This window comes from Streptomyces sp. HUAS TT7 (genome assembly GCF_051550175.1).
Taxonomy (GTDB): domain Bacteria; phylum Actinomycetota; class Actinomycetes; order Streptomycetales; family Streptomycetaceae; genus Streptomyces.
This window is the reverse complement of the sequence record NZ_CP196175.1, coordinates 4968187-4988812: the sequence shown is the minus strand read 5'-3', so window position 1 is coordinate 4988812 and position 20626 is coordinate 4968187. Positions and strand designations below refer to the sequence as shown.

Below are 20626 nucleotides of genomic sequence, written 5' to 3'. Positions count from 1 at the left end.
CATGGATGGAGCGCGCATGCGCGAGAACGAGCCCGTCGGCCGGATGAAGGGCATGAGCCGCGAGGAGCTGCTGGAGCTTCCCGTCGCCGTTGACCTGGAGACGGGCAACCGGGCGCTCGGGCTCGGGCGGAGCAAGGGGTACGGGCTCGCGAAGCGGGGCCAGTACCCGTGCAAGGTGCTGCGGCTGGGCAGCGCCTATCGGGTGGTGACCGCCGACCTGCTGGCCGTGCTGGGACTGGCCGCATGAGAGGGCGGCTGCGTAGCAGACGTGTCTGCGCTGAGCTGACACAGAAACGCTGGACTGTGGACAGACGTGGACGTACTGTCCGTGGTCCCTCGCGGGAGCGGAGCCGTCGCGAACAGCGAGCGAGCCTCCGGCGATGGCACGCCGGAGGCCGCAGAGAGCTCCCTGTATGACCACCCATCACAGCGACCAACCGAAGTGCGGCCTGGCAGGGCCTGATGCACCTCGGGGAGGAACCTCTATGCCCCAGCCTACGGGCACCGCAGCAACCACCACCACGCGCTCGTCGGCGCGCTTTCCCCGCTCCTCAGCGCCGGAGGCCACGGCCGGCATGCCGATGAACATGCCTCGGAACCCGGAGGCCGAGCAGGCCGTACTCGGCGCCTGCATGTTCCGCACGGAGACCATCGAAGAAGTCCGCCAGCTCATCGAGCCGTCGGATTTCTACGTGCCCGCGCACACCACGATCTGGTATGCCCTGCTGGAACTGCGGCGCCAGGGCGCGCCCACCAGCCCCATCGCGCTCACCCACCAGCTGCAGCGCACGGGCGACCTGAAACGGGTAGGCGGCCCCGAGTATCTGCACGCCCTGGCCAGCAGCGCCTCCGTCGGCGGCGGTGCCGAGTATTACGCGAGCATCGTGCGGCAGCTGGCGGACCTGCGGGCCATGCACAGCATGGCGGTTCGCATGCTGCAGGGCGTTATCGCGGAGGGCGCGGATCCCGAGGAGGTCCGCGTGCTGGTCAACGCCTCGGTGCAGGAGCTCGCGGCTCGTGCTCGCCACAGCGCGGGTGGGCGTCTGCAGCAATACGCGAAGGACGGCTGGAGTTTCGTGGCCTCCACCCCCGAAGAGGCCGACCCCATCTGGGGTCACCGAGGCAAGGCCGCCTGGGAGACCGGGGAGAGCCTGATGCTGGTCGGGCCGCCCGGCGTGGGCAAGTCCACGATCGCCCAGCAGCTCGTCATGGCCCGCCTCGGCCTGCTCTCGCACGTACTGGAGATGCCGGTACAGGAGGGCGAGAAGGTGCTCTACATCGCGGCGGACCGGCCCAGCCAGCTCGCCCGCGCCTTCAACCGGATCGTGCACGAGGCCGACAAGGAGATCCTGGAGCGGCGGCTGGTGTTCTGGTCCGGGCCCCTGCCCGCCTCCCTGACCGCCGAGCCTCATCTGCTGGCCGAGCTGGCCGCCGAGCACGGGGCGGACACCGTGGTGATCGACAGCCTCAAGGACGTCGTCGGCAAGCTCACCGACGACGAGGCGGGCATCGCCTACAACAACGCCCGCCAGCAACTGATCCGCGACGGAGTCCAGTTGCTGGAGCTGCACCACCAGCGCAAGCAGGGCGCAGACGCCTCACGCAACCAGCGCCCGGTGCTCGACCAGGTCTACGGCTCGGCCTGGTTCACCGCTGGAGCGGGCAGCGTGCTCTTCCTCGCCGGCGCGGCGGGCGATCCGATCGTCAAGCTGCACCACCTCAAGACGCTCAACGAAGAGATCGGCCCTCTGCCCGTCGTCCACGACCACGCCCGTGGCCTGTCCCGCGTCGAGGACACCCTCGACCCGCTCACCCTGCTGCGCCAGGCAGGTGCGAAGGGGATGACGGCCCGCCAGCTGGCCGGGGAGATCACCGGCGAGACCAACCCCGACCCTGCGGACGTCGCGAAGGCCAGGCGCCGCCTGGACGCCCTGGTCAAGGCCGGGCACGCCGCACAGGACAAGGGCGCAGGAGGCGGTGCCGGTGGGGGCAAAGCCACCGTATGGAGGGCCACCGCACGCCCCATGAGCGTCGTGTCCTGACCTCCCTCGGTCTCCTTGAGCGCGTACGCGGTCCCGTACGCGCCCTGCCCCGTCAGAAGCGCCTACGCGGCGCTTTCACCGCGTACGAAATCTGCGAAACCGCAGATCAGACGCTTACGTGGAGCTGTACGCCCCCTACGGCGCCCAGCGCCTACGCGCTGCCCCCTCTTTAGAAAGGGGGCAGCGTAAGCGCCCCGATCTTCACACCCCGCCGCGAAGTCGAATCGCCCGGCTCTCGAAGCCCTCTTTCCACCTGATCGGGAGCCCCACTTCCCCACCCTGGAGACCGCCTCTTGCACTCCCCTGTCCCAAGCACTCCGGCGGCTATAGGCGGCATCCGCGCCGGCATCGCCCTGCCCCCCGCCCGCCTCGGCCGTCGAGGACCACGCCCTCGCCAACGTGACGATGCTCGTCGAGCACCCGCGCCCGCTGAGGGTCGTCGCGCGAACCGCAAGGCACGCACCACCCTCGTCATCGGCCTGGGAGCCGTCGTTCTCATGGCCTTCCGCGTCTCGTGGAACGCGCTGTCCGACGTGGCCCGCGCCATCGGCGCCGACCCCACCGCCGCCCTGCTCTACCCGATCGTCGTCGACGGGCTAATGGCCCTCGCGCTGGTCGCCACGCTCGTGCTGACCGGTACCGACCGGAAGTTCGCGCTGCGGGTCCTGGCGACCTACACGATCGCCAGCCTCCTGCTGAACTACGTCCACGGCCTCATTCCGGCCCTCCACACCACGTCGATCCGGTGGGGCCGACTCACCGACTGCAACCCGGCGAACTGGGCCCTCGTGCTGCTGGCCACCTCGCTCCCGGTCGGGTCGATCTACTTCGGATCGGACCTCGTCGCGAAGGTGCTGCACCACACCCCCGAATCGGCCGACCCCGCCGAAATGGCCTCTGCCCAGTCGGTTAGCCAGCAAGCTGACGAGTCGGCTAACCAACAAGCCAGTGAGCAAGCCGCACGGTCGATGTCTGACCAGGTCGAGTCGGCCCCCGAGCAACTGACCGAGTCGACCCCCGTGAAGGGCGCCGAGGCGCCCACGACGTCGCTGGCCGAGGCCGACAAGTCGGCCCCCTCTCCCGCCGCCCGACCGTCCCGGTCGGCCGCCGTGGCGGAGCCGACCGGAACCACCCCGCGGCAGGCGACCGGTCGCGTCCCCGCCACCGCAAAGTCGGCCACCGACCGCCCCCGCACCCGCACCGACGCCGAAATCCTCGACGAGGCCCGACTCCTGACTGCCGACTGGAGCGACGACCGGCTGACCGCCGACCGCCTGCGCACCGAACTACGAATCGCCCAGAACCGCGCCCGTGCCCTGCGCGACCAACTACAGGCCGAGCGCACCAGCCAGGCCGAGCCTCCCGACGGACGCGACGAAGCCGCCTCCCAGCAGCAGAGGGAACCCGGCACAGCCCCCGCCAGCCCCTCCTGACCCCCGCAAACGCACCGATCGCCCCACCTTGCGACTCACCCCGTGCCCCGTGCAGACAAACGCGGAGCACGGGGGCCGCGCACAGCGAAGCACCCGGCACGAACACCCCACGGAGAAACGATCCATGCACGACCAGAACCGCGAACTCCCCACCCTCCAGCAGGAGATGACCACCGACCTCAACAGCGCAGCAAGTTGTACCGGGAGCAATGCTCCCGGATCTCCCGCCCCAGGGGTGGCGGGAGAGGCCCGGCGCCAGGGGGCACCGGGTCGGCAGACAGCGGCCGAGGGCGGACCGCAGCCTGGAGGGAGACAGCAGTCCGAGACCCTCTCGCACAAGCGTCAGCGTGCTCGTCAGCCGAAGCGACTCAAGCGCCTGCACCAGCCCAGCTGCCGCATGAACGACGCCGAGTTCACCCGCTTCACGAAGGCTGCCGACCAGTGCGAGATGAGCAACGCAGCCTTCCTCGCCTATGCCGTCGACAAGGCGGCCCGCGACCTGACCCGTACCGCCGCCGAGATCGCCACCGAACGGGAAGTCATCGACGAGATCTTCGCCGCCCGCCGGCACCTGGGCCGCATCCACGGCCTGTTCAACCAGGTCGCCAAGGCCCTCAACTCCGGAGTCGACGCACCCCACCTCGACGCCACCGCCCAGGCGACCCTCGATGCGGCCCTCCGCATGGAGGATGCCGCCGACGCCCTGCTCGCCCACCGCGACGGCGGTACCTCTGCGTGATCCCCAGCATCCACAAGCGCGGTAGCGAGACGGTCGGACTGATCCGCTACCTCTACGGCCCCGGCACGAAGGAGGAGCACATCGACCCGCATCTGGTCGCCGCCTTCGATCCGCTGACCCCTGACCCCGGCCGCGACTCCCGTGCCACCTACCAGCAGCTGCAGCGCCTGCTCGATCAGCCGGTCAATGCGCTGCCCGCGAGCCGGCGCCCCGAGAAGCACGTATGGCACATCTCTGTGCGGGCCAGCCCGGAGGACCCGGTCCTGTCCGATGAGGACTGGGCCGCCATCGCCCGCCGCACGGTCGCCGCCACCGGAATTGCCCCCGACGGTGACGAGCGAGCCTGCCGGTGGGCAGCCGTGCGGCACGCCGACGACCACATCCACATCATCGCCACCCTGGTACGCGACGACGGCCGTCGGCCCCGGCTGCACAACGAAGCCCGCCGCGCACAGGCCGAAGCCCGCCGCATCGAGGCCGACTACGGCCTGCACCGAGTCACGCCTGGCGATGGCACCGCCGCCAAGCGCCCCACCAGCGCCGAGCGGCACAAAGCCGAGCGCCAGGGCCGGGACCGCGCTCCGCGCGAGGAACTGCGCGAGACCGTCCGCCGCGCAGCCGCCGGCGCCACCTCCACGGACGAGTTCCTTGACCGCCTGAAGAACGCCGGGCTTCTCGTACGTACCAGGGTCCTGCCTTCCGGTGACTTGCAGGGCTACAAGGTCGCTCTGCCTGACGACCGCAGCAAGAACAACGCGCCCATCTACTACGCCGGATCCACTCTCGCACCGGATCTGTCCCTGCCCCGTATCCGGGAACGCTTCGCCACCGACTCCACCCCACCGGCGAACGTCGGCAGCGAGCGGCCGGAGCGCCCCACCTCACCTTCAGCACCGGCCGCGGCACGGCGCACCACCGCTCACGCGGCCTGGGCTGCGCTGCTCGTCCTCGACCGCAGCGGGGACGACGGCGCGGCCGCCGCGCAGATCGCCGCGACCGGTGAGGTCCTCGACGCACTGGCCAGGACCTCCGCGCTCCACACCCGAAACCAACTGCGCCAGGCGGCCTGGGAATTCGAGCGGGCCTCCCGCTCACACACCCGAGCCGAGTTCCACCATGCGCAGGACCTGCGCCGGGCGGCCCGCGAGCTGGTCCACAGCGGGCCCGCGCTCGGCCGGGGCGAGGACGGCGCCGGCACCGCGATGGTCATCGACATGCTGGTCTTCCTCACTATGGCCGCCGCGCACTGGCACGCCCAGCGGCACCACGCCCAGCAGGCCGAGGCCGCCCGCCGGGCCGCCGGGCATCTGCGGGCGGCCTATCAGCAAGCTGCCGGCGAACCGCTCACGGTGCTGCGTGAGCGCGGTCGTCGTATCGCCCCGTCGCTGCGCCGCCACCACGCCACGACGGTGCGCGCTGCCCTGCCCGAGCTCGCCGACACCGTGCTGGCCGAGCCGGGCTGGGATGCCCTGGCCGCCACCCTCGCCGACGCCGAACGTGCCGGTCACAACCCGCAGGCCCTGCTCACCGAGGCCGCAGCCAGGCAGGAACTGGACACCGCCGACTCCATCAGCGAAGTCCTCCTGTGGCGCCTGCGCCGCACCGCAGACCTCCCCGCCTACGGCGCAGCGGCGGAAGCCCACCGGGCCAAGCCCGCCAACGGCCAGCCAGCCTCCGCGCGGCAGATGTCGACACCATCGACGCCCCGCACACCACGCCGCTGATCACGGCGATCGGGTAGGGGACGCCACCCGGCTGACGGCTCAGGCCACCCCATGGCCCGGGCTGTAAGCCACCGTCACCCGCTCAGCAGCCGCCCCGGCACGAAAGCCCTTCGCTCTTGTAGCTCGCGCCTCCCCGAACCAAGGCACACCCCTTATGCCCCGAACACCACCCGAAGCCCCCACCCCGAACCACTGACCATCGCAAACCGATCACACGACACCACACAAGGAACCGCCCATGCCCCAGCCCTCCATCCGCCCCGACGTGGTTGTCCTCCTCACCGACGTGGACACCTCCCGCCGCACCCCTGATCACCTGTACCGCCACGACGGGAGCCCGTTCACCGCCGCCGAACTCGACCTGCTCCACACCTGCACCCCGGCGGAGATAGACGCCGCGAACGCACAGAGGCAGCTGCAAGACGACTGGAAGCGCGAAGACCACGAGATGCACAAGGCCCTCGTTAACCTGTTCACGAAGTATGTCGACCAGCTCCCCGACGGCACCCTTTGCCGCTCCAGTGACATCTATGACCTCATGACCGACCAGGACTACGCGGAATGCGAGCGCCTGGCCGAAGCCATCAAGGCGCGAGACCCCTTCGGATGCAGCACCGAGCACGGCCAGGGCTGACCGACCAACACCCCAGCGCCGCCCATCCATCGGCGTTGCCCTTGACCTCGCACGTACCCGTAGGTCCGACCGGAAACTCCGGCCGGACCTACGGGTATACACCCGGGCTTTTGCCACCGCTTACTCCACGTCGGCATCGTCCCCTGGGTCCGCACATGCCGCAGGCCGACTGACACGTCCACCGGAAACACTGGCTGGGCCTGTGTCAGCGATGCGCGTGCTGCGCCCGGAGAGCGTGTCGCAAGCACGATCAAGGCGACCAGCACGTAAAGCGGCTACCGGAGCGAAACTCAAAGGAGATGGATGCGGATCCTTCCGAGAGGGCGTTACATGAGCCTTATTGGCGATTCAGGTCGGAATATCCGGTTGCCGCCGAGCGGCTGGTCTGCACTTTCGGTGCAACTCGGTCGAGCACAGACCCATCCGGCCGGGATCGCCGCGATCGTGTCGCCGACTTGCCTGATTCATACAGATTCAGGAGCCCCGCCAGAGCGTCACGAACTGTGACAAGAAGCCATGTAACGCCCTCTAAGACCTCATTCTGATCCCAGCCCTTAGGCCGAGAGTCAGAGGAGCGGCCCGCCCCCGTGTGTGGACAGAACAGACCCGTACACCGAGCCGTGCGTCAGAGCAGCGGCATGCCCCCGTGTATAGACGGAACACTTCGTGACGTGGGGTTCAGCTGGTCGATTTGCCGTCGGTTTGCTGTGTTGTCTTGTACGTGCGGGTTCTCTGTGGAGTTGTGGGGGTTGGGGGCGGCCAGTCCATTGCTGGGCTGGGGTGACCGCGTGGGTCTTCCACCCGCCGGGGCTAGCCCGGCGGGGTTCGCTTCATCGACAAGGGCCCGTCACCGTTTCCGGTGTGCGGGGGGGGTTCTTGTCTCGGCGGGCGTTTTGCGTGTCCCCTCTGCCAGGGGCCACGGACCTCGTTGCTGCCCTACGCGCTGCTTTGTAGATGTTACGGACGGCGTTGTCACGGCAGCTGAGGACGAGGCCGCAGTGGGGGCAGGTGAAGCGCGCTTTGCCGGGCGTCGAGTTTGGGTTTCGCTCGCCGCAGCGGCTGCACTTCGTGCTGGTGGCCTCGCCCCGTTCCAGGATCAGGAGGGTCGAGCCGTACCAGCGGGTCTTGTAAGTGAGTTGCCGACGCAGCTCACCGAGCCCGGTGTCCAGCAGGTTCCGGTTGAAGCGGGCCCGGACACGGACGTTCGTTCCGGGCTCCTCGGCCGTCCCCTTCGCGGACGCGGTCAGAGCAACCAGGTCAAGGTCCTCGAGCGCAATGACCGCAGCACCGGTTGCCAGCCGCTTGGACACGACATGGAGGTGTCCGGCACGCTGCTGGGCGACATTGTGATGGATCTTGGCGACGTGCCGGGCGGCTTTGCGACGCCGCCTGGAGCCCTTGGCGCACCGGGCCAGCCTGCGCTGGGCTCTGGCCATATGGTGCGCGGCGTTCCTGCCGGGCTTGAGGCTGGCGATGGTGCGGCTGTCTGGGTCGGTGATGTCTAGAGGCGAGGACAGGACGGCGAGGGGCTGCGAGCCGAGGTCGCAGGCAATCAGTCCGTTGGCCCGCTGGCGCTCGCTGGGCCGGTCGGGGATGGTCTGCCGGACGGTGGCCAGAACGGACGCGTACCAGCGGTGTCCGCCCCGGGCGACCGTCACCGACGTGATCTCAGCCTGGCCGCAGCGCATGAGGCGTACCAGACGCTTCGCGGTGTCATGCAGACGGAAGGTGCCCAGACCCCGCACGCTCAGGTGCCGATAGTCCGGCAGATGGACGACGACCCGGTCCGGGTTGTGCAGTGTGAAAGAGTCCCGGGCCGTGCGCTTCGACTTGAAACGAGGAGCACCCACACGACGTCCCCTGCGCTTCCCCGCTGCGGACGACAGCCAGTTCTTCCACGCGGTGTCGGCGCGGGCGATCCCGCACAGAATCGCGTCAATGTGCACCTCACGCCACCACGGCGAACCCCCTTCCTCTCTGGGAAGGTCGCGCTCAAGGCGCCAACGGGCGTTCAGGTCCATCGCCCCGAGCCGATAGGCGCCCCGGGCTGCGAGGTCCGTCTTCAGGGCCTGGACGCGGGGACGGACCTGCCCAAGCTCCGCCTTGCGCTCGGCGCTGTACGTCCCGGGGGCAGCACACTGCAGTGCCGCCAGCTCGACACGCCGGGCATACAGGTCACGGGCCAGATTACCGGCGTCGGGGCCTGGCTCCTCACCCGGGTCAAGGGCGGGCTTCCCCATGTGAGCGACACGCTTGCGGTGCTCGTCCAGGACTTTCAGATCCGCACACCAGCGCGCATTCTCCGCACGGACCCGCGCCCCGGCCTGCCGGTACAGAGCCGTGCGTTCCGCCTTCGACAGGACGTCCAGGCGCTCCTCGGGGCTGAGCCCACTGATCGTCAGGGCGGCTGCTTCGCGCCTGGCGTCGTAGGCCTGGTACCGGTCGAGGAGGTGCTGGTGCGCATAGTTGAAACCCCAGCGCGCCGCACCGGCGTGACGCTCCAGAACCTCGATACCGGCGGGAGGGACGTCGAGAGCGAACCGGTAAGCACGCACGACCTCTACGACCGGCACAGCCCTCACCTCCTCTTCAGCCCAATAGGAACAAAACCCCAGAACTAAGGCTTTTCCGGCAAATCCTCATGCAGGTCAACGAGTCCGGGGCCACCGGGTTACGACCGGGCACCCAGCCCGTCCACGCCAGCCGCCCCGGCATGCGCCGCACGTCACCGCCAGCCCAGGGTGTCCCTCCATGATGGGTCGGGGACAGGACGCCGTGCGTCCTTACGGACGTCGGTTTTCCCGTCCCCGCCCGCCGAACCCGCCGTGCGAGTTGGCCCCGCAACGGGCTCTCCACGTGTCTCGCCCAGTGGTCAGCCGTCGTCGGCTGCCGTTTCGACGGTCCACGGAGTCGGAATCCTGGCTCCGCGGTAGCGGTAGCGTTCGATCACGACGCTGGATGCGCGACCTCGAACGCCTCGGCTACACCGTCACTCTGACCCCCGCCGCCTGACCCCCACACACCCCGGCCGCCGGGACACCCCCGGCATGCCCGCACCACCCTCATTTTCCGTCTAGTTACATGCTCCTGTAGCACTACGCAAACGCTTCGTAACCACCCGTCGAGTCCGCGGACACCTCCGCACCGCTCAACTTCGAAGACCCGGAACGGGAGCGAAGCGCACGGAAAAGCCCGATGTCGGTCCACCGGAAGGGCGTGTGGACCGACATCGCGTGGAGTACGGCTCAGAAGAGCAGGCCGCCCTTGTACAGTGCGTTCTGCGTCTGGTCGATGGCCGCCGTGTTGCATGCGGCATAGTGCGAATTCGGGGCCACGATGCCGCCGGCCACGGCGCCGTTGGACCACGGCGCGATGCAACGGCCGTCAACGAGCGAACCGTTAACGACGGCAACTCCCTGCTGGGGCTGGTTCACGACGATCGGCGACTGCGAGAAGCCGTCGGCCGCGGCAGCGCCACCGGCCGCCGCGATGACAAGGCCCGCGGCGAGGGCGGAAATGGCTGAAACCTTGTTATGCATGAGTTGCGCCTTTCCGAGCTGTTTTGGGTGATGCACCTGCTCCGAGTTACTCGGAACAGGAGGTCAGAAGAGCAGGCCGCCCGCGTACGGTGCGGCCTGCGTCTGGTCGACGGCCGCCGTGTCGCATGCGGCATAGTGCGAATTCGGGGCCACGACGCCGCCGGCCACGGAGCCGTTGGACCACGGCGCGATGCAACGGCCGTCAACGAGCGTACCGTTGACAACGAGAACGCCCTGCTGAGGGGCGTTCACGACGACCGGCGACTCCGAGAAGCCGTTGCCACCGGTGCCGGTGAGGTTGCCAGGGGTGCTGCCGGCCGGGTCGGCGGTGCCGGTGAGGTTGCCGACGGTGCCGGTGAGGTTGCCAGGGGTGCTGCCGACCGTGCCGGCGGTGCCGGTGAGGTTGCCGGCGGTGCCGGTGAGGTTGCTGACGGCGCCCGTGGGGTTGCTGGTGCCGGTGAGGTTGCTGACCGCGCCGGTGGGGTTGGCGGCGGTGCTGCTGATGGCGCCGGTGGGGTTGCTGAGGGTGCCGCAGTTGCAGCTGGTGCCGGTGCCGCTCGTGGTCGGGTTCTGCGCGGCGGTGGCAAGGACGCTCTGGGCTGCGTTGGTGGCGGTGGTGGTGGTCGGGGGCTTGGGGGCCTGTGCGGAGGCGGGGGCGGCGACGGCCATGGTGGCGGCGGTGGCGAAGGCCGCTCCGGCGAGAACCTGCTTGATCATGGTGGTGCTCCCGATTCGGTGGGTCAGCAAGGGGAAGTGGTGGCAGGCCCGCCCTGGGGGAGTGGCGAACCTACCGCCCTTTGGAACGAGGAACGTGACCAGAACGTCACAGATGGTGCCCGTTTGGGCCAATGCCCAACTCGCCGGCGCGGCAATCACCGAGCCCGGCCCGCGGCGTGTGTGCCCGTCCTGCCGGGGCCTGGCGGGAGGCCGGGCCTGCCGGCAGCGGTGGGCATGCTGTCCGCCGTGGCCTGTGCCGTGGGCGGATCCGCAGAAGTGAACGTGGTGGCCGCCGGCGCGCCTGGAAAGGACGCGCATATCCCGTGTCCGGGTCCGGCCGGCGGGGTGGCGGGTCCCAGGGTTTGTGAGACCTCGGGCCCCTTGGGGCACTTACCTACCTGATCTTGCGCCGGGTTCGACGACTCGGTGCAGTCCCGGTCGCCCCGCTTCCCCCGCCCAGCCGATTGCGGGCCGGGAGAGTGTCAATATGCCCAACACGTCGTAGGCCGTGCCTGCTTGGAGCAAAAAACACACCACCATCAAGGAGTGGCGGCTGGTGAGTCCGCTGTTCGCCGATGGCCTCCGGCGGAGTCCACCGCCTCCTCGCGGACGCCGGAGTCACCTTCCGCTCACGTGGCGGCGTCCAACGCGACAGCGCGCTCCCGTAGGGGCAGGCCGCGGGGCAACACCGCCCCGTGCAACAGGTGACACCATCGGGTGAACCCCGCTATCCGGCACGCCACCGATGTCCCCGGCGACCCGGCAGGGATGCTCCCGGCCTCTTGTCTGCGGCGCGGGGCAGGGCAGCCTCCCAAGGGGCCCCTGTTGGCGGCGTCGGCCCTGGCACTCGCCTCTGGGACAGTGGCCGGCTCCCGTTCCAGCCGCTGGCATTCCTCGATGGCGCACGTGTCGGCGGCGGTTGAACCGTTCGGCCGTCGTCGAGAGGCACGTGCCCTGTGGGCGTAACTTTCGACACCGAAGGGCCGTTGAGGGCCCGGCGGCCGCGCTTGTTCTTCTGCGCCCTGGCAAGCTGCGGCCCGGTCAGCAGCTCCGCCCCGGCCGCTTCGCTCCCTGCGCCGGGGTCGGGCTGCCCTCATAGCCATCCCGAGTGCCGACAATCACCGGCCGTGGTCGGCCATCGCTCGCCGCAGCACGTCACCGTGACGACGGGGCGGGGCCCCGCAGCCAATGGACGGGACCTCAGGTCCGAAGCACTTGACTGGGGCCGTAGTGAAACTCACCACCCACGACGCACGCATCAAACTGCGCCACCTCTACCCCAAGCGTTAGCCGCGACGGTCTACTAGTTACATGCTCCTGTAGCACTACGCAAACGCTGCGTAACCACCCGTCGAGTCCGCGGACACCTCCGCACCGCTCAACTTCGAAGACCCGGAACGGGAGCGAAGCGCACGGAAAAGCCCGATGTCGGTCCACCGGAAGGGCGTGTGGACCGACATCGCGTGGAGTACGGCTCAGAAGAGCAGGCCGCCCTTGTACAGTGCGTTCTGCGTCTGGTCGATGGCCGCCGTGTTGCATGCGGCATAGTGCGAATTCGGGGCCACGACGCCGCCGAGCACGGCCCCGTTGGACCACGGCGCGATGCAACGGCCGTCAACGAGCGAACCGTTAACGACGGCAACTCCCTGCTGGGGCTGGTTCACGACGATCGGCGACTGCGAGAAGCCGTCGGCCGCGGCAGCGCCACCGGCCGCCGCGATGACAAGGCCCGCGGCGAGGGCGGAAATGGCTGAAACCTTGTTATGCATGAGTTGCGCCTTTCCGAGCTGTTTTGGGTGATGCACCTGCTCCGAGTTACTCGGAACAGGAGGTCAGAAGAGCAGGCCGCCCGCGTACGGTGCGGCCTGCGTCTGGTCGACGGCCGCCGTGTCGCATGCGGCATAGTGCGAATTCGGGGCCACGACGCCGCCGGCCACGGAGCCGTTGGACCACGGCGCGATGCAACGGCCGTCAACGAGCGTACCGTTGACAACGAGAACGCCCTGCTGAGGGGCGTTCACGACGACCGGCGACTCCGAGAAGCCACTACCGCTCTTGGCAGTGGTGGTTGTGTCGCTGGCCGAGGCGAATCCGACGCTGCTGACCATAGCGCCGAGAGTGAGGGCAGTGATGACCGCGAACTTCCTGGGCAAACTAGTTCCTTCCTCAATTCACGGTTGCGCACGCTTGCATACCAGGAACAGGAAACCTTGATATGCGCGCATAAGTCACGGGAGGAGCGCCTAAAACAAGGTTCATTCCGTCAGATGGCGCAATGACGCACGTTCCGGAAGGCTATTCCGGAATAGATCTGGAATCCGCGTGGCGTAAATGAATGACAATCCGGAAAGGGAACAGGCGCTGATATATGTCCGGCCCACCGGAAGGGAGAGGGCCGGTGGGCCGGACAAATGGTTCGGGTGGGGGATTGCGCCGGTATGGCCGGCTCCTACGGTTTCCGTCTCGTCACTTGCTGAGCAGGCTACCGAGCCCGGCGGACGTCGGCGCCTGCAGCGGGTGGACCTGGACGACGCCGTTTCCGGCCGGGTTCTTCACCGGAATCGTGGCTTTCTCGGAGGCGTTCGGGCCCATGCCATCGAGGTATACGCCCGAGGCTCCCGGCGTCTTCTTCTGGTCGAAGGCACTGCCGTTGGCGATCTTGCCGGTGCGGGCCAGGCGCGACACGACATCGGCCGCGGGCACGACCGCCGGAGTCACCTTGGCCGGGGACACGAGGCCGAGCATGCCACCCGATCGGGTCGGCACGGCTAGCGGGGTGGCGGCCGACGCCGCGACGGCGGACCCACCCACGAGGCCCGCGCCGATGGCCAACGCCGCAGTGGTGAAAATCGCCTTCTTCATGATTCACCTCGGTTGAAAGTTACTTCGGATCCGACGGCTGGAGAACATAGCAGTCCATGCCCTCCGTAAATGCGACGCGTTGCTCCATATGCATGAAAGCCAGAGGTGTCCATCCCCCAGGGCCTCGGCAAAGTCGTTCAGATGAGGCCGAGCATGGTCAGCGGGCGGGTGTGGTCGCGGGCGTTGGCGCGCAGGGTCCGGGCGATGTTGGTGGTTCCGGTCAGGCGGCAGGCGCTGGTGGCGAGGTTGCGGAGGGTGGCCATGGCGCGGGGGCCGTTGCCGGTGCGGACTTGTGAGCGGTCTTCGTCGAAGGTGACGCCGCGGACCCAGTGGAGCCGGTTCTCGATGCCCCAGTGTCCGCGGACGTAAGTGCCGAGGTGGGCAGGGCCGGCCTGGTGGGCGTGCAGGCTGGTGATGCCGTAGATCGTTTCGGTGTGTTTGGGCTGTCCGTCGAGGTGGCGGGTGGTGCGGCGGATCCGGAACGCCTGGGCCGCGTAGGGGAAGTGGAGGCCTGCCGGGACGGTGACAGCGAGGATGGCGCGGTGCTCGCAGCGGCCGTGGCCCCGGTTTCGTGTCCGGGCCCGGCCGGGGGCGTCGGCCCAGGGCAGTGTGCTGAGCTGGCCGAACAGCGTCGGCTGGTTCTGCTTCACGGTCAGCACGTAGTCTGCTTCCTTGACTTCGACGAGGTAGCGGGCGTGGGCGCGCTGGGTGTGCAGGGCGTCGGCGGTGAAGACCTTCCCGGCCAGGTCCAGCGGGTCGAGCAGGGGCTGGAACTGGGTGATTTCGTTCGTCTTCCCGTCGACGTCGACCTGCCCCAGGACGATGCCGCTGTCGTGGTCGAGGGCGGCCATCAGATGGGGCTGTCCGTCCCCGGTCTGCGTTCCGCGCAGAGTCTTGCCGTCCACCGCGACGGCCTCCCGCGTTGCCGCCTTGGGCGAAGCAGGGGTGTTCTGCTCGGCGAGCCAGCCGCATACGGCCTGGTCGAACGCCTGCCCGTCAACCGCTTGCAGGGTCCGGCGGATCGCCGACTCACTCGGCGCGATCCGCACCCCGCTCGCCGGATGCCGGCGTGCGTCGAGGGTCTCCAGGACGTGCTGGGGCAGGTCGGCAGCCCACTCGCCGATCGCGGCCAGGGACCTCGCGCCGGCCAGGACCGCGCACGCCGCGATCACCAGCACCACCACGAGCACATGCCGCACCCCGTGTGATCCGCGGGGATCGGGTATCGCCTCGAACCACTCCCGCAGCCCCGCCCCCGACGACGAACAGCCCGCCCGGTGCAGCCGCCCCAGCGCGGGATGCAACGATGTCGTACAAGCGGGCATGGACGTCCCCTTCGGTCACGTGAGCCTCAACACCCCACATGATCACCGACCTCCATGCCCGCCCACCTGCACAAACACCCCTCACACCAAGACTTTGCCGAGGCCCTGGCAGAACCCCGCCTACGAGCAGACGGCTACCGCACCGCTGATCGTTCTCGCCCAGCGCCGGCCTCCCCAGCAGGTAGTGGAGCGGCACATCCTCCTCATCCGGCAGACCGTGCACGACCACGCGGAACAGGTCCTGAAGGACCCGGCCTTCGACGCACTCACCGCCGTACTCGCCGATGCCGAGAAGGCAGGCCACGACCCGAAGCAGCTCCTCCAGCAGGCCGCCGACCAGCGTGCCCTGGCCGACGCCCGCCGACCCGCACAAGTCCTGACCTGGCGCATCGAACGCCTCGGCCAACGGCACGCACCGGGTCCACAGGCAGCCACGGCCCGTAGCACCACACAACGCCCCGCTGCCGCCGCGCCCGCTTCGACACCGACTCCGGCGCCGCAGCCGCCGCCCGCACGGCGGCGCTGATTACGACCACTCTCGTGCCAATCCGGCCGCCAAAGGGCCGATCCACGCCAGTCCGCTCCCCATCAGCACCACCTGGCTGGCAAGTTCTGGCAAGTTCCTCGTCTGGGGCAAGAGTTGGGGGCAAGCTCTGGCACATCGATCGTTGCCTTCAGCGGAGGTGGACATCATGGCCCTGATCAAGCTGGGTAAGGACCCCGACAGCCCCAGTGGCGGTTCCCCCACGATCTACCTGGACGATGTGACGAACAAGTACCTCGTCCAGGGCGTCACCGTCCTCGACAAGGAGCGCCTCGACCAGATGGACCTCCCCAGTCATGAGTCGGTGGTAGAGATCCCCCGAACCATGGTGCAGTTCTTCTTGGAGGTGACAGGTGAAGAAGGTCCCGACGTTTGAGGATCTGTTTCGCGATTGCCGTAGGACAGCCGTCCATCTGGAGATGCGCGATGCCTACATGAAGTCGGACCCGGCCTTCATCGACTGGAAGGCCGGCAAGACCCTCGACCCGGCCGAGCGCTGGGCGGACTGGCACGCGATCGTCACGGAAGCAGCCTCCCGAGGGGTCGAGGTCCGCAGGGCACGCATTGTGTCGACGCCCGTCAGCGAATACATCCGCTTCGAGCACGCTGTCACGGACGGGTTGAACATCGCTGCGGGGGAAGACGTTCGCTGGCTCTCGCGCCGCCAGGCAACGGACATCGCGCTCCCCGGCAACGACTTCTGGCTGTTCGACTCCAGCCTCGTCCTCCTGAATCACTTTGACGGCGAGGGCGAGAACATGGAGATGGAACTCACGGAAGCCCCCGAGGTGGCGGAGCTCTGCGAGGCCGCCTTTGCGGCCGTGTGGAAACGGGCAACGCCACACGCAGAGTTCGAGTTGTCCTGACAGTTCGAACGACACTGTCGCGACGACATGACCTCTCCATCTTCGAGCGTTCAGGAAGCCCGCAAGGCGCTCGGGAAACGTCTGGCTGAGATCCGGGGTACGGCCGGAATAAGCAAGCGGGAACTGGCCAGACGCTGTGGCTGGCACGAGTCGAAGGCTTCGCGCTTCGAGAGCGGCATCCGTGCGCCCTCGGAGCGCGACCTTCGCGCTTGGTGCTCCGCCTGCGGGGCGGAAAGCAAAGCCGAAGATCTCATCTCGACGGCCCGTGGAATCGAGGGCATGTACGTCGAGTGGCGAAGGATGGAGCGCGATGGGCTCAAGTTGGCCCAGGAGTCGGTCCTCCCCTTGTGGGAACGCACCCAGCGCTTTCGCATCTACTCACCGTGGCTCATCCCTGGCCCGGTGCAGACGGCGTCGTACATCACAGCCCTTCTGACCTCCATCCGCGACCGCCGCGGCCTCAAGAACGACGTGCCGGCGGCCGTGAAGGTCCGCGTGGAGAAGCAGAACATCGTCTACGGGAAGCACACGTTCGCCATCCTCTTGGAGGAGAGCGCGCTCCGGTACCGCATTGGCGGAGCGGAAGTCCTGGCAGGGCAGTTGGGATACCTGCTCAGCGTCATGGCGCTGCCCTCGGTGAGCATCGGAATCATTCCTCAGGACGTCGACCGCACTCTCTGGCCCGTCGAGGGATTCTTCCTGTACGACGACCACACCGTGAACGTCGAGCTGGTCTCCGCACATCTCACCGTCGTACAGGATCACGAACTTGCCATGTATGCCCAGACGTTCGCCGAGTTGAAGGAACTCGCCGTCTACGGCACGGCAGCAAGGCAAATCATTACGGCTGCCATCGAATCCCTCGGGTGAACGTCTGGCAAGTTCCGGCACACTCATGGAGCCCCCCCCCCATCGCCTTTCCTAGCTTTGCACCACGGCTAAATCGTGCTCCGGAGAGGCGAAGCGGTGATCACTGTGGCAAGTACGGGCATGGAATCGAGAGCAACCGACCGCGCTGAAACCGAAGTTCGGCTGGTCGACGTAGAGACGATCTCCGAAAGCACGGACCTGGTCCTCTCCATGCAGATGTCCACCTCCACCCGCGAGGACATGGATGGGTCCACGCCGATGGTCCTTGGACACCTCAACCAGTTGCTCAATGAGGACTTGGGAGCGGCCGAGGACGAGGATGTGCAGGATCTCCTCCACCGGGGGCGCAAGCTCGTCGACTACACGAGCCGCCCGACCGCGGAGACCCCCTCGTTCGGCGCCTTCATCTACCTCAGAGACGCAGCCCATCTCACGCGGCGCCTCCTGTGGATCTACACCCAGCGCAACGGGCTCGGTGCCCCGTGAGCGTTCGAGGCGATCAGATCGTGAAGGAGCTCGCGCACTACTTGCACGAGCACTCGGCCGAGGCCATGGCGCTCATGCCCTTGTACGACGCAGCATGCGATCACGCGAAGCGTCGGGCCTGTCTTCACCATGGCCGCTGCCCCCTCGTGATGGCGGGAGCGGTCGTCGTCGACCAGCTCAACAGAGTTCTGTCCCTGCGACACCAGGGCGGCTACTCCCTCGCCGAGACGGCGCCCGAGCCCCAGGACGACTCGCTGAGCGGCGCGGCCGTGCGATTGCTGGCCGAGGAAGTCGGCATCCGCGACGTATGGACCGAGCCCGGAACCGAGGGCCCCTTCCTGGTCGACGTCACCAGGGCCCCGCGCGAGTACGGCCCTCGCATCAGGGTCGGCTTCCGCTACCTCTATCGCGCCCACTCGGGAGCCGTCTTCCCGGCCGTGATCGAGAGTGGCGCAGCGGCCTGGGTGCCCATAGCCGAGATCGGCATTCCCTCCGTGCGCGAGCGCGTTCAAGACCATTTGATCGGTGCCGCATGAGTCCGCGCGGGAGCAACTCGCTTACGTCGTCAGCCTCGTGGCCGTGGGCGGCGCACTGCTGCTGGCCATCTGGAGAGGCTGATGTACGAGCGTCACCGCTCCACCGAACCGACTCCCCCGCCCGCCCCACTCGGCACCAGAGCTGAGCTCCGGTCCCCGAGTGGCGTCAAGATCGGCGACTACGTGTACCGCGACGGCCTGTTCCTACGGGTCGCGGACATGCGGTCGGCCGGCACCGCGGCCCACCGGGTCCTGTTCTTCGACGGGCACCCTCCGTGGCTGATGACGGCGCCGACGCTTACGTACCGCCCCATCGAACTCGCCTGATTCCGCTGGCCCTTCTGGCCAGAGCGCAAGGGCCGTCGCCTCACCCGACCGAGGAGCTTCGCCATGCGCTTTCGCAAGATTCACGGAGCGGGAAACGACTTCGTCCTCCTCTCCGACCCCACGTCGGACAGGGACAACGACTGGGCGAAGGCGGCCGAGCAGCTCTGCGCCAGACGGACCGGCGTGGGCGCTGACGGCCTCGTCATCAGCAGGCTGGTCAGCACGGACCCCGCCTTGCTCGAAGTCGCGTGCTTCAACGCGGACGGCTCGACCGCGACGATGTGCGGGAACGCCCTGCGTTGCACCGCGTGGGCGGCAAGCCAAGATCACGGCCTCAAAGAGATGCGCCTCCTCATGGCCGGGGTGACGCACGAGGCAGTCGTGGGCGATGACGCCGTGTGGGTCACGGCCGAAGTAGGAGCCATCCACCCACGGCGCGTGCAGGCAGTCATCAACGGCAAGCCGACTTGGTTCGACAGCGCGTACACCGGCACCGAGCACGTGGTCGCGGTCGTGGACGACGTGGACGCCATCGACACCATCACGGTGGGCCGCCTGATTCGCAACCATGCCGACCTTGCCCCGCTCGGCACGAACGTCAACTTCGTACAGGCCGCCGGCAGGCAGGAGCTGAAGCTCCGCACCTACGAGCGTGGCGTGGAGGCCGAAACGCTGTCGTGCGGCAGCGGAGCGGTGGCGGCCGTCCTCATCGCCACCATGCGCGGGCTGGTCGCGCAGCGCCCCGTCACCGTCCACAACCAGGCCGGAGAGCCACTGACGGTACGCCCCCACCCCGACCGGCCGGCACGTACGCAATGGGTCGGCGGCCCCGTAACCCACACCTTCGAAGGGGTACTCCCATGACGCGCTTCCTCACCGCCAGTTCCAGCGAGGCCGTGCGGCAGGCCACCCGCACACTCCACGAGTGGCAACCGGCCCGGCAAGGGCTCGGCGTCGCCCTGGTCTACGGACCCGTCAGCCTTGAGGACCGGCTCTACCACTCGAAGTGCCCCGTCGAGCAGCGCTCCGTGACGGCCCTCTCCGGAGCACTGGAGGAGATCGGCGTCCGGTGGAAGGTCCTGGACCCCTGCGAGCCGACGTTCATCCCTGAACTGGCCGGATACGACGTGGCCCTCTCGAACCTTCACGGCCCGTTCGGCGAGGACGGGCGCCTGCAAGGACTCCTGGACTACATCCGCATGCCGTACTGCGGAAGCGGCGTCGCAGCGTCGGCGGTGGCGGCGGACAAGGTTCTCTGCAAGCGCGTGATGGAGAGCCTGGGCGTCCCCACCCCCGGCTGGTGGGTGTGGTCGGGCGGCCCCGCGGATTGGGCCGGGACGGCCGTGATGGTCAAACCGCCCTTCGGCGGCTCCAGCGTGGGCATGAGCCTGGTCCGGGATCGGGCAGCCCTTCCTCTGGCCTTGGCGGACGCCACCCGCGACGAGGGTGATCCTGTGCTCGTCGAGGACTACGTCCCCGGCGTACCGCTCACCGTAGGACTGCTGGAAATGCCCGGCGGTGAGGTCCTCGTCTTCCCGCCACTGGCCACCGAGGTCACCGAGGTCACCGAGGCCGACTTCTACGACGCGGACACAAAGCTCGACGCGGACTCCAAGGGCTCTGTGACGGTCAGGGCCGCCGAACTGAAGCCTGCACTGTTGGCCGAGATCACTGGCTACGCGACGACCTTGTGGGACGGGATGGACCTGCGCGGCTCGGCGCGGGTGGACTTCATGCTCACCGAGGCCGGCCAGGTGCACGCGTTGGAAGTGAACACGACGCCGGGCATGTCGCGTGACAGCAACTTCGCCGTAGGCGGGGCCATAGTCGGGCTCACGCACACGGACATCGTGTTGGCGATGCTTCACGAGGCCCTGGCCCGCCCGCCCTACGATGTCCCCCTGCCCACTCCCGCGTTCAGCAGCTCCACACCGACACGGGAGGCTGCCGTCTCACCGTAGGAGCCAGCCGCTGTGCCGCAC

23 protein-coding genes are annotated in these 20626 nt (G+C 68.4%); 16 read left to right on the top strand and 7 right to left on the bottom strand.

The window, feature by feature from the left end; translation table 11 throughout:
• Positions 1-16: 16 nt before the first annotated feature.
• The 6 genes from ACSHXC_RS22615 to ACSHXC_RS22590 all read left to right on the top strand — a co-directional run bounded on the left by ACSHXC_RS22615 (position 17) and on the right by ACSHXC_RS22590 (position 6572).
• Positions 17-247 carry a hypothetical protein gene (locus ACSHXC_RS22615; RefSeq protein ID WP_438293335.1) on the top strand — a complete coding sequence of 77 codons (231 nt, stop codon included), beginning with the start codon at positions 17-19 and terminating at the stop codon, positions 245-247.
• A 238-nt stretch (positions 248-485) separates the two neighbouring features.
• The gene (locus ACSHXC_RS22610) at positions 486-2042 is read left to right on the top strand and encodes a DnaB-like helicase N-terminal domain-containing protein (RefSeq protein WP_438293334.1); all 1557 of its coding nucleotides are present in this window, start codon (positions 486-488) and stop codon (positions 2040-2042) included.
• A 473-nt stretch (positions 2043-2515) separates the two neighbouring features.
• Positions 2516-3475, top strand: coding sequence for a DUF2637 domain-containing protein (locus ACSHXC_RS22605; protein WP_438296755.1), 960 nt, complete (start codon positions 2516-2518; stop codon positions 3473-3475).
• 397 nt (positions 3476-3872) lie between these two features.
• The gene (locus ACSHXC_RS22600) at positions 3873-4214 is read left to right on the top strand and encodes a plasmid mobilization relaxosome protein MobC (RefSeq protein WP_438293333.1); all 342 of its coding nucleotides are present in this window, start codon (positions 3873-3875) and stop codon (positions 4212-4214) included.
• Positions 4211-5938, top strand: a complete 1728-nt coding sequence (locus tag ACSHXC_RS22595) for a mobilization protein (protein WP_438293332.1) — start codon at positions 4211-4213, stop codon at positions 5936-5938. Before ACSHXC_RS22600 ends, ACSHXC_RS22595 begins: the two co-directional genes overlap by 4 nt.
• A gap of 238 nt (positions 5939-6176) precedes the next feature.
• Positions 6177-6572 carry a hypothetical protein gene (locus tag ACSHXC_RS22590; protein ID WP_438293331.1) on the top strand — a complete coding sequence of 132 codons (396 nt, stop codon included), beginning with the start codon at positions 6177-6179 and terminating at the stop codon, positions 6570-6572.
• Positions 6573-7402: 830 nt separating this feature from the next.
• On the opposite strand, the gene ACSHXC_RS22585 is transcribed toward ACSHXC_RS22590, so the two are convergent.
• From ACSHXC_RS22585 to ACSHXC_RS22575, 3 genes are all read right to left on the bottom strand, one after another.
• Positions 7403-9145 (bottom strand): RNA-guided endonuclease InsQ/TnpB family protein, encoded by a 1743-nt coding sequence (locus tag ACSHXC_RS22585; RefSeq protein ID WP_438293330.1) that lies wholly within the window; start codon positions 9143-9145, stop codon positions 7403-7405.
• A gap of 672 nt (positions 9146-9817) precedes the next feature.
• Positions 9818-10111, bottom strand: a complete 294-nt coding sequence (locus ACSHXC_RS22580; protein WP_438293329.1) for a hypothetical protein — start codon at positions 10109-10111, stop codon at positions 9818-9820.
• Between the two features lie 63 nt (positions 10112-10174).
• Positions 10175-10828: a hypothetical protein gene (locus ACSHXC_RS22575; RefSeq protein ID WP_438293328.1), complete on the bottom strand. Its 654-nt coding sequence runs from the start codon at positions 10826-10828 to the stop codon at positions 10175-10177.
• A 575-nt stretch (positions 10829-11403) separates the two neighbouring features.
• On the opposite strand from ACSHXC_RS22575, the gene ACSHXC_RS22570 reads away from it, so the two are divergent.
• The gene (locus ACSHXC_RS22570) at positions 11404-11496 is read left to right on the top strand and encodes a helix-turn-helix domain-containing protein (protein WP_438293327.1); all 93 of its coding nucleotides are present in this window, start codon (positions 11404-11406) and stop codon (positions 11494-11496) included.
• Between the two features lie 807 nt (positions 11497-12303).
• On the opposite strand, the gene ACSHXC_RS22565 is transcribed toward ACSHXC_RS22570, so the two are convergent.
• From ACSHXC_RS22565 to ACSHXC_RS22550, 4 genes are all read right to left on the bottom strand, one after another.
• On the bottom strand, positions 12304-12597 hold the full coding sequence (locus ACSHXC_RS22565; protein ID WP_438293326.1) for a hypothetical protein: 294 nt from the start codon (positions 12595-12597) through the stop codon (positions 12304-12306).
• A gap of 63 nt (positions 12598-12660) precedes the next feature.
• Positions 12661-12936: a hypothetical protein gene (locus ACSHXC_RS22560; protein ID WP_438293325.1), complete on the bottom strand. Its 276-nt coding sequence runs from the start codon at positions 12934-12936 to the stop codon at positions 12661-12663.
• A gap of 358 nt (positions 12937-13294) precedes the next feature.
• On the bottom strand, positions 13295-13690 hold the full coding sequence (locus ACSHXC_RS22555; protein WP_438293324.1) for a hypothetical protein: 396 nt from the start codon (positions 13688-13690) through the stop codon (positions 13295-13297).
• A gap of 137 nt (positions 13691-13827) precedes the next feature.
• Positions 13828-15015, bottom strand: coding sequence for an ISAs1 family transposase (locus tag ACSHXC_RS22550; protein WP_438293323.1), 1188 nt, complete (start codon positions 15013-15015; stop codon positions 13828-13830).
• 94 nt (positions 15016-15109) lie between these two features.
• Between ACSHXC_RS22550 and ACSHXC_RS22545 the strand changes: the two genes are divergently transcribed.
• The 9 genes from ACSHXC_RS22545 to ACSHXC_RS22505 all read left to right on the top strand — a co-directional run bounded on the left by ACSHXC_RS22545 (position 15110) and on the right by ACSHXC_RS22505 (position 20605).
• Positions 15110-15541 carry a hypothetical protein gene (locus ACSHXC_RS22545; protein ID WP_438293322.1) on the top strand — a complete coding sequence of 144 codons (432 nt, stop codon included), beginning with the start codon at positions 15110-15112 and terminating at the stop codon, positions 15539-15541.
• Positions 15542-15707: 166 nt separating this feature from the next.
• The gene (locus tag ACSHXC_RS22540; protein ID WP_188276832.1) at positions 15708-15935 is read left to right on the top strand and encodes a hypothetical protein; all 228 of its coding nucleotides are present in this window, start codon (positions 15708-15710) and stop codon (positions 15933-15935) included.
• Entirely contained in the window at positions 15913-16425 is a 513-nt protein-coding gene (locus ACSHXC_RS22535) for a DUF6879 family protein (protein WP_438293321.1), read from the top strand. Before ACSHXC_RS22540 ends, ACSHXC_RS22535 begins: the two co-directional genes overlap by 23 nt.
• A gap of 27 nt (positions 16426-16452) precedes the next feature.
• Positions 16453-17295, top strand: a complete 843-nt coding sequence (locus ACSHXC_RS22530; protein WP_438293320.1) for a helix-turn-helix domain-containing protein — start codon at positions 16453-16455, stop codon at positions 17293-17295.
• Positions 17296-17415: 120 nt separating this feature from the next.
• Positions 17416-17781 carry a hypothetical protein gene (locus ACSHXC_RS22525; RefSeq protein WP_385999880.1) on the top strand — a complete coding sequence of 122 codons (366 nt, stop codon included), beginning with the start codon at positions 17416-17418 and terminating at the stop codon, positions 17779-17781.
• Positions 17778-18317: an NUDIX domain-containing protein gene (locus ACSHXC_RS22520; RefSeq protein WP_438293319.1), complete on the top strand. Its 540-nt coding sequence runs from the start codon at positions 17778-17780 to the stop codon at positions 18315-18317. Before ACSHXC_RS22525 ends, ACSHXC_RS22520 begins: the two co-directional genes overlap by 4 nt.
• Before the next feature lie 81 nt (positions 18318-18398).
• Complete coding sequence (locus tag ACSHXC_RS22515; RefSeq protein ID WP_438293318.1) at positions 18399-18644, top strand: hypothetical protein; 246 nt, start codon at positions 18399-18401, stop codon at positions 18642-18644.
• 63 nt (positions 18645-18707) lie between these two features.
• Positions 18708-19508, top strand: coding sequence for a diaminopimelate epimerase (gene dapF / locus ACSHXC_RS22510; protein WP_438293317.1), 801 nt, complete (start codon positions 18708-18710; stop codon positions 19506-19508).
• A complete protein-coding gene (locus tag ACSHXC_RS22505) occupies positions 19505-20605 on the top strand; it encodes a D-alanine--D-alanine ligase family protein (RefSeq protein ID WP_438293316.1) in 1101 nt (366 codons plus the stop codon). The genes dapF and ACSHXC_RS22505 overlap by 4 nt, the downstream gene beginning before the upstream one ends.
• Positions 20606-20626: the final 21 nt, after the last annotated feature.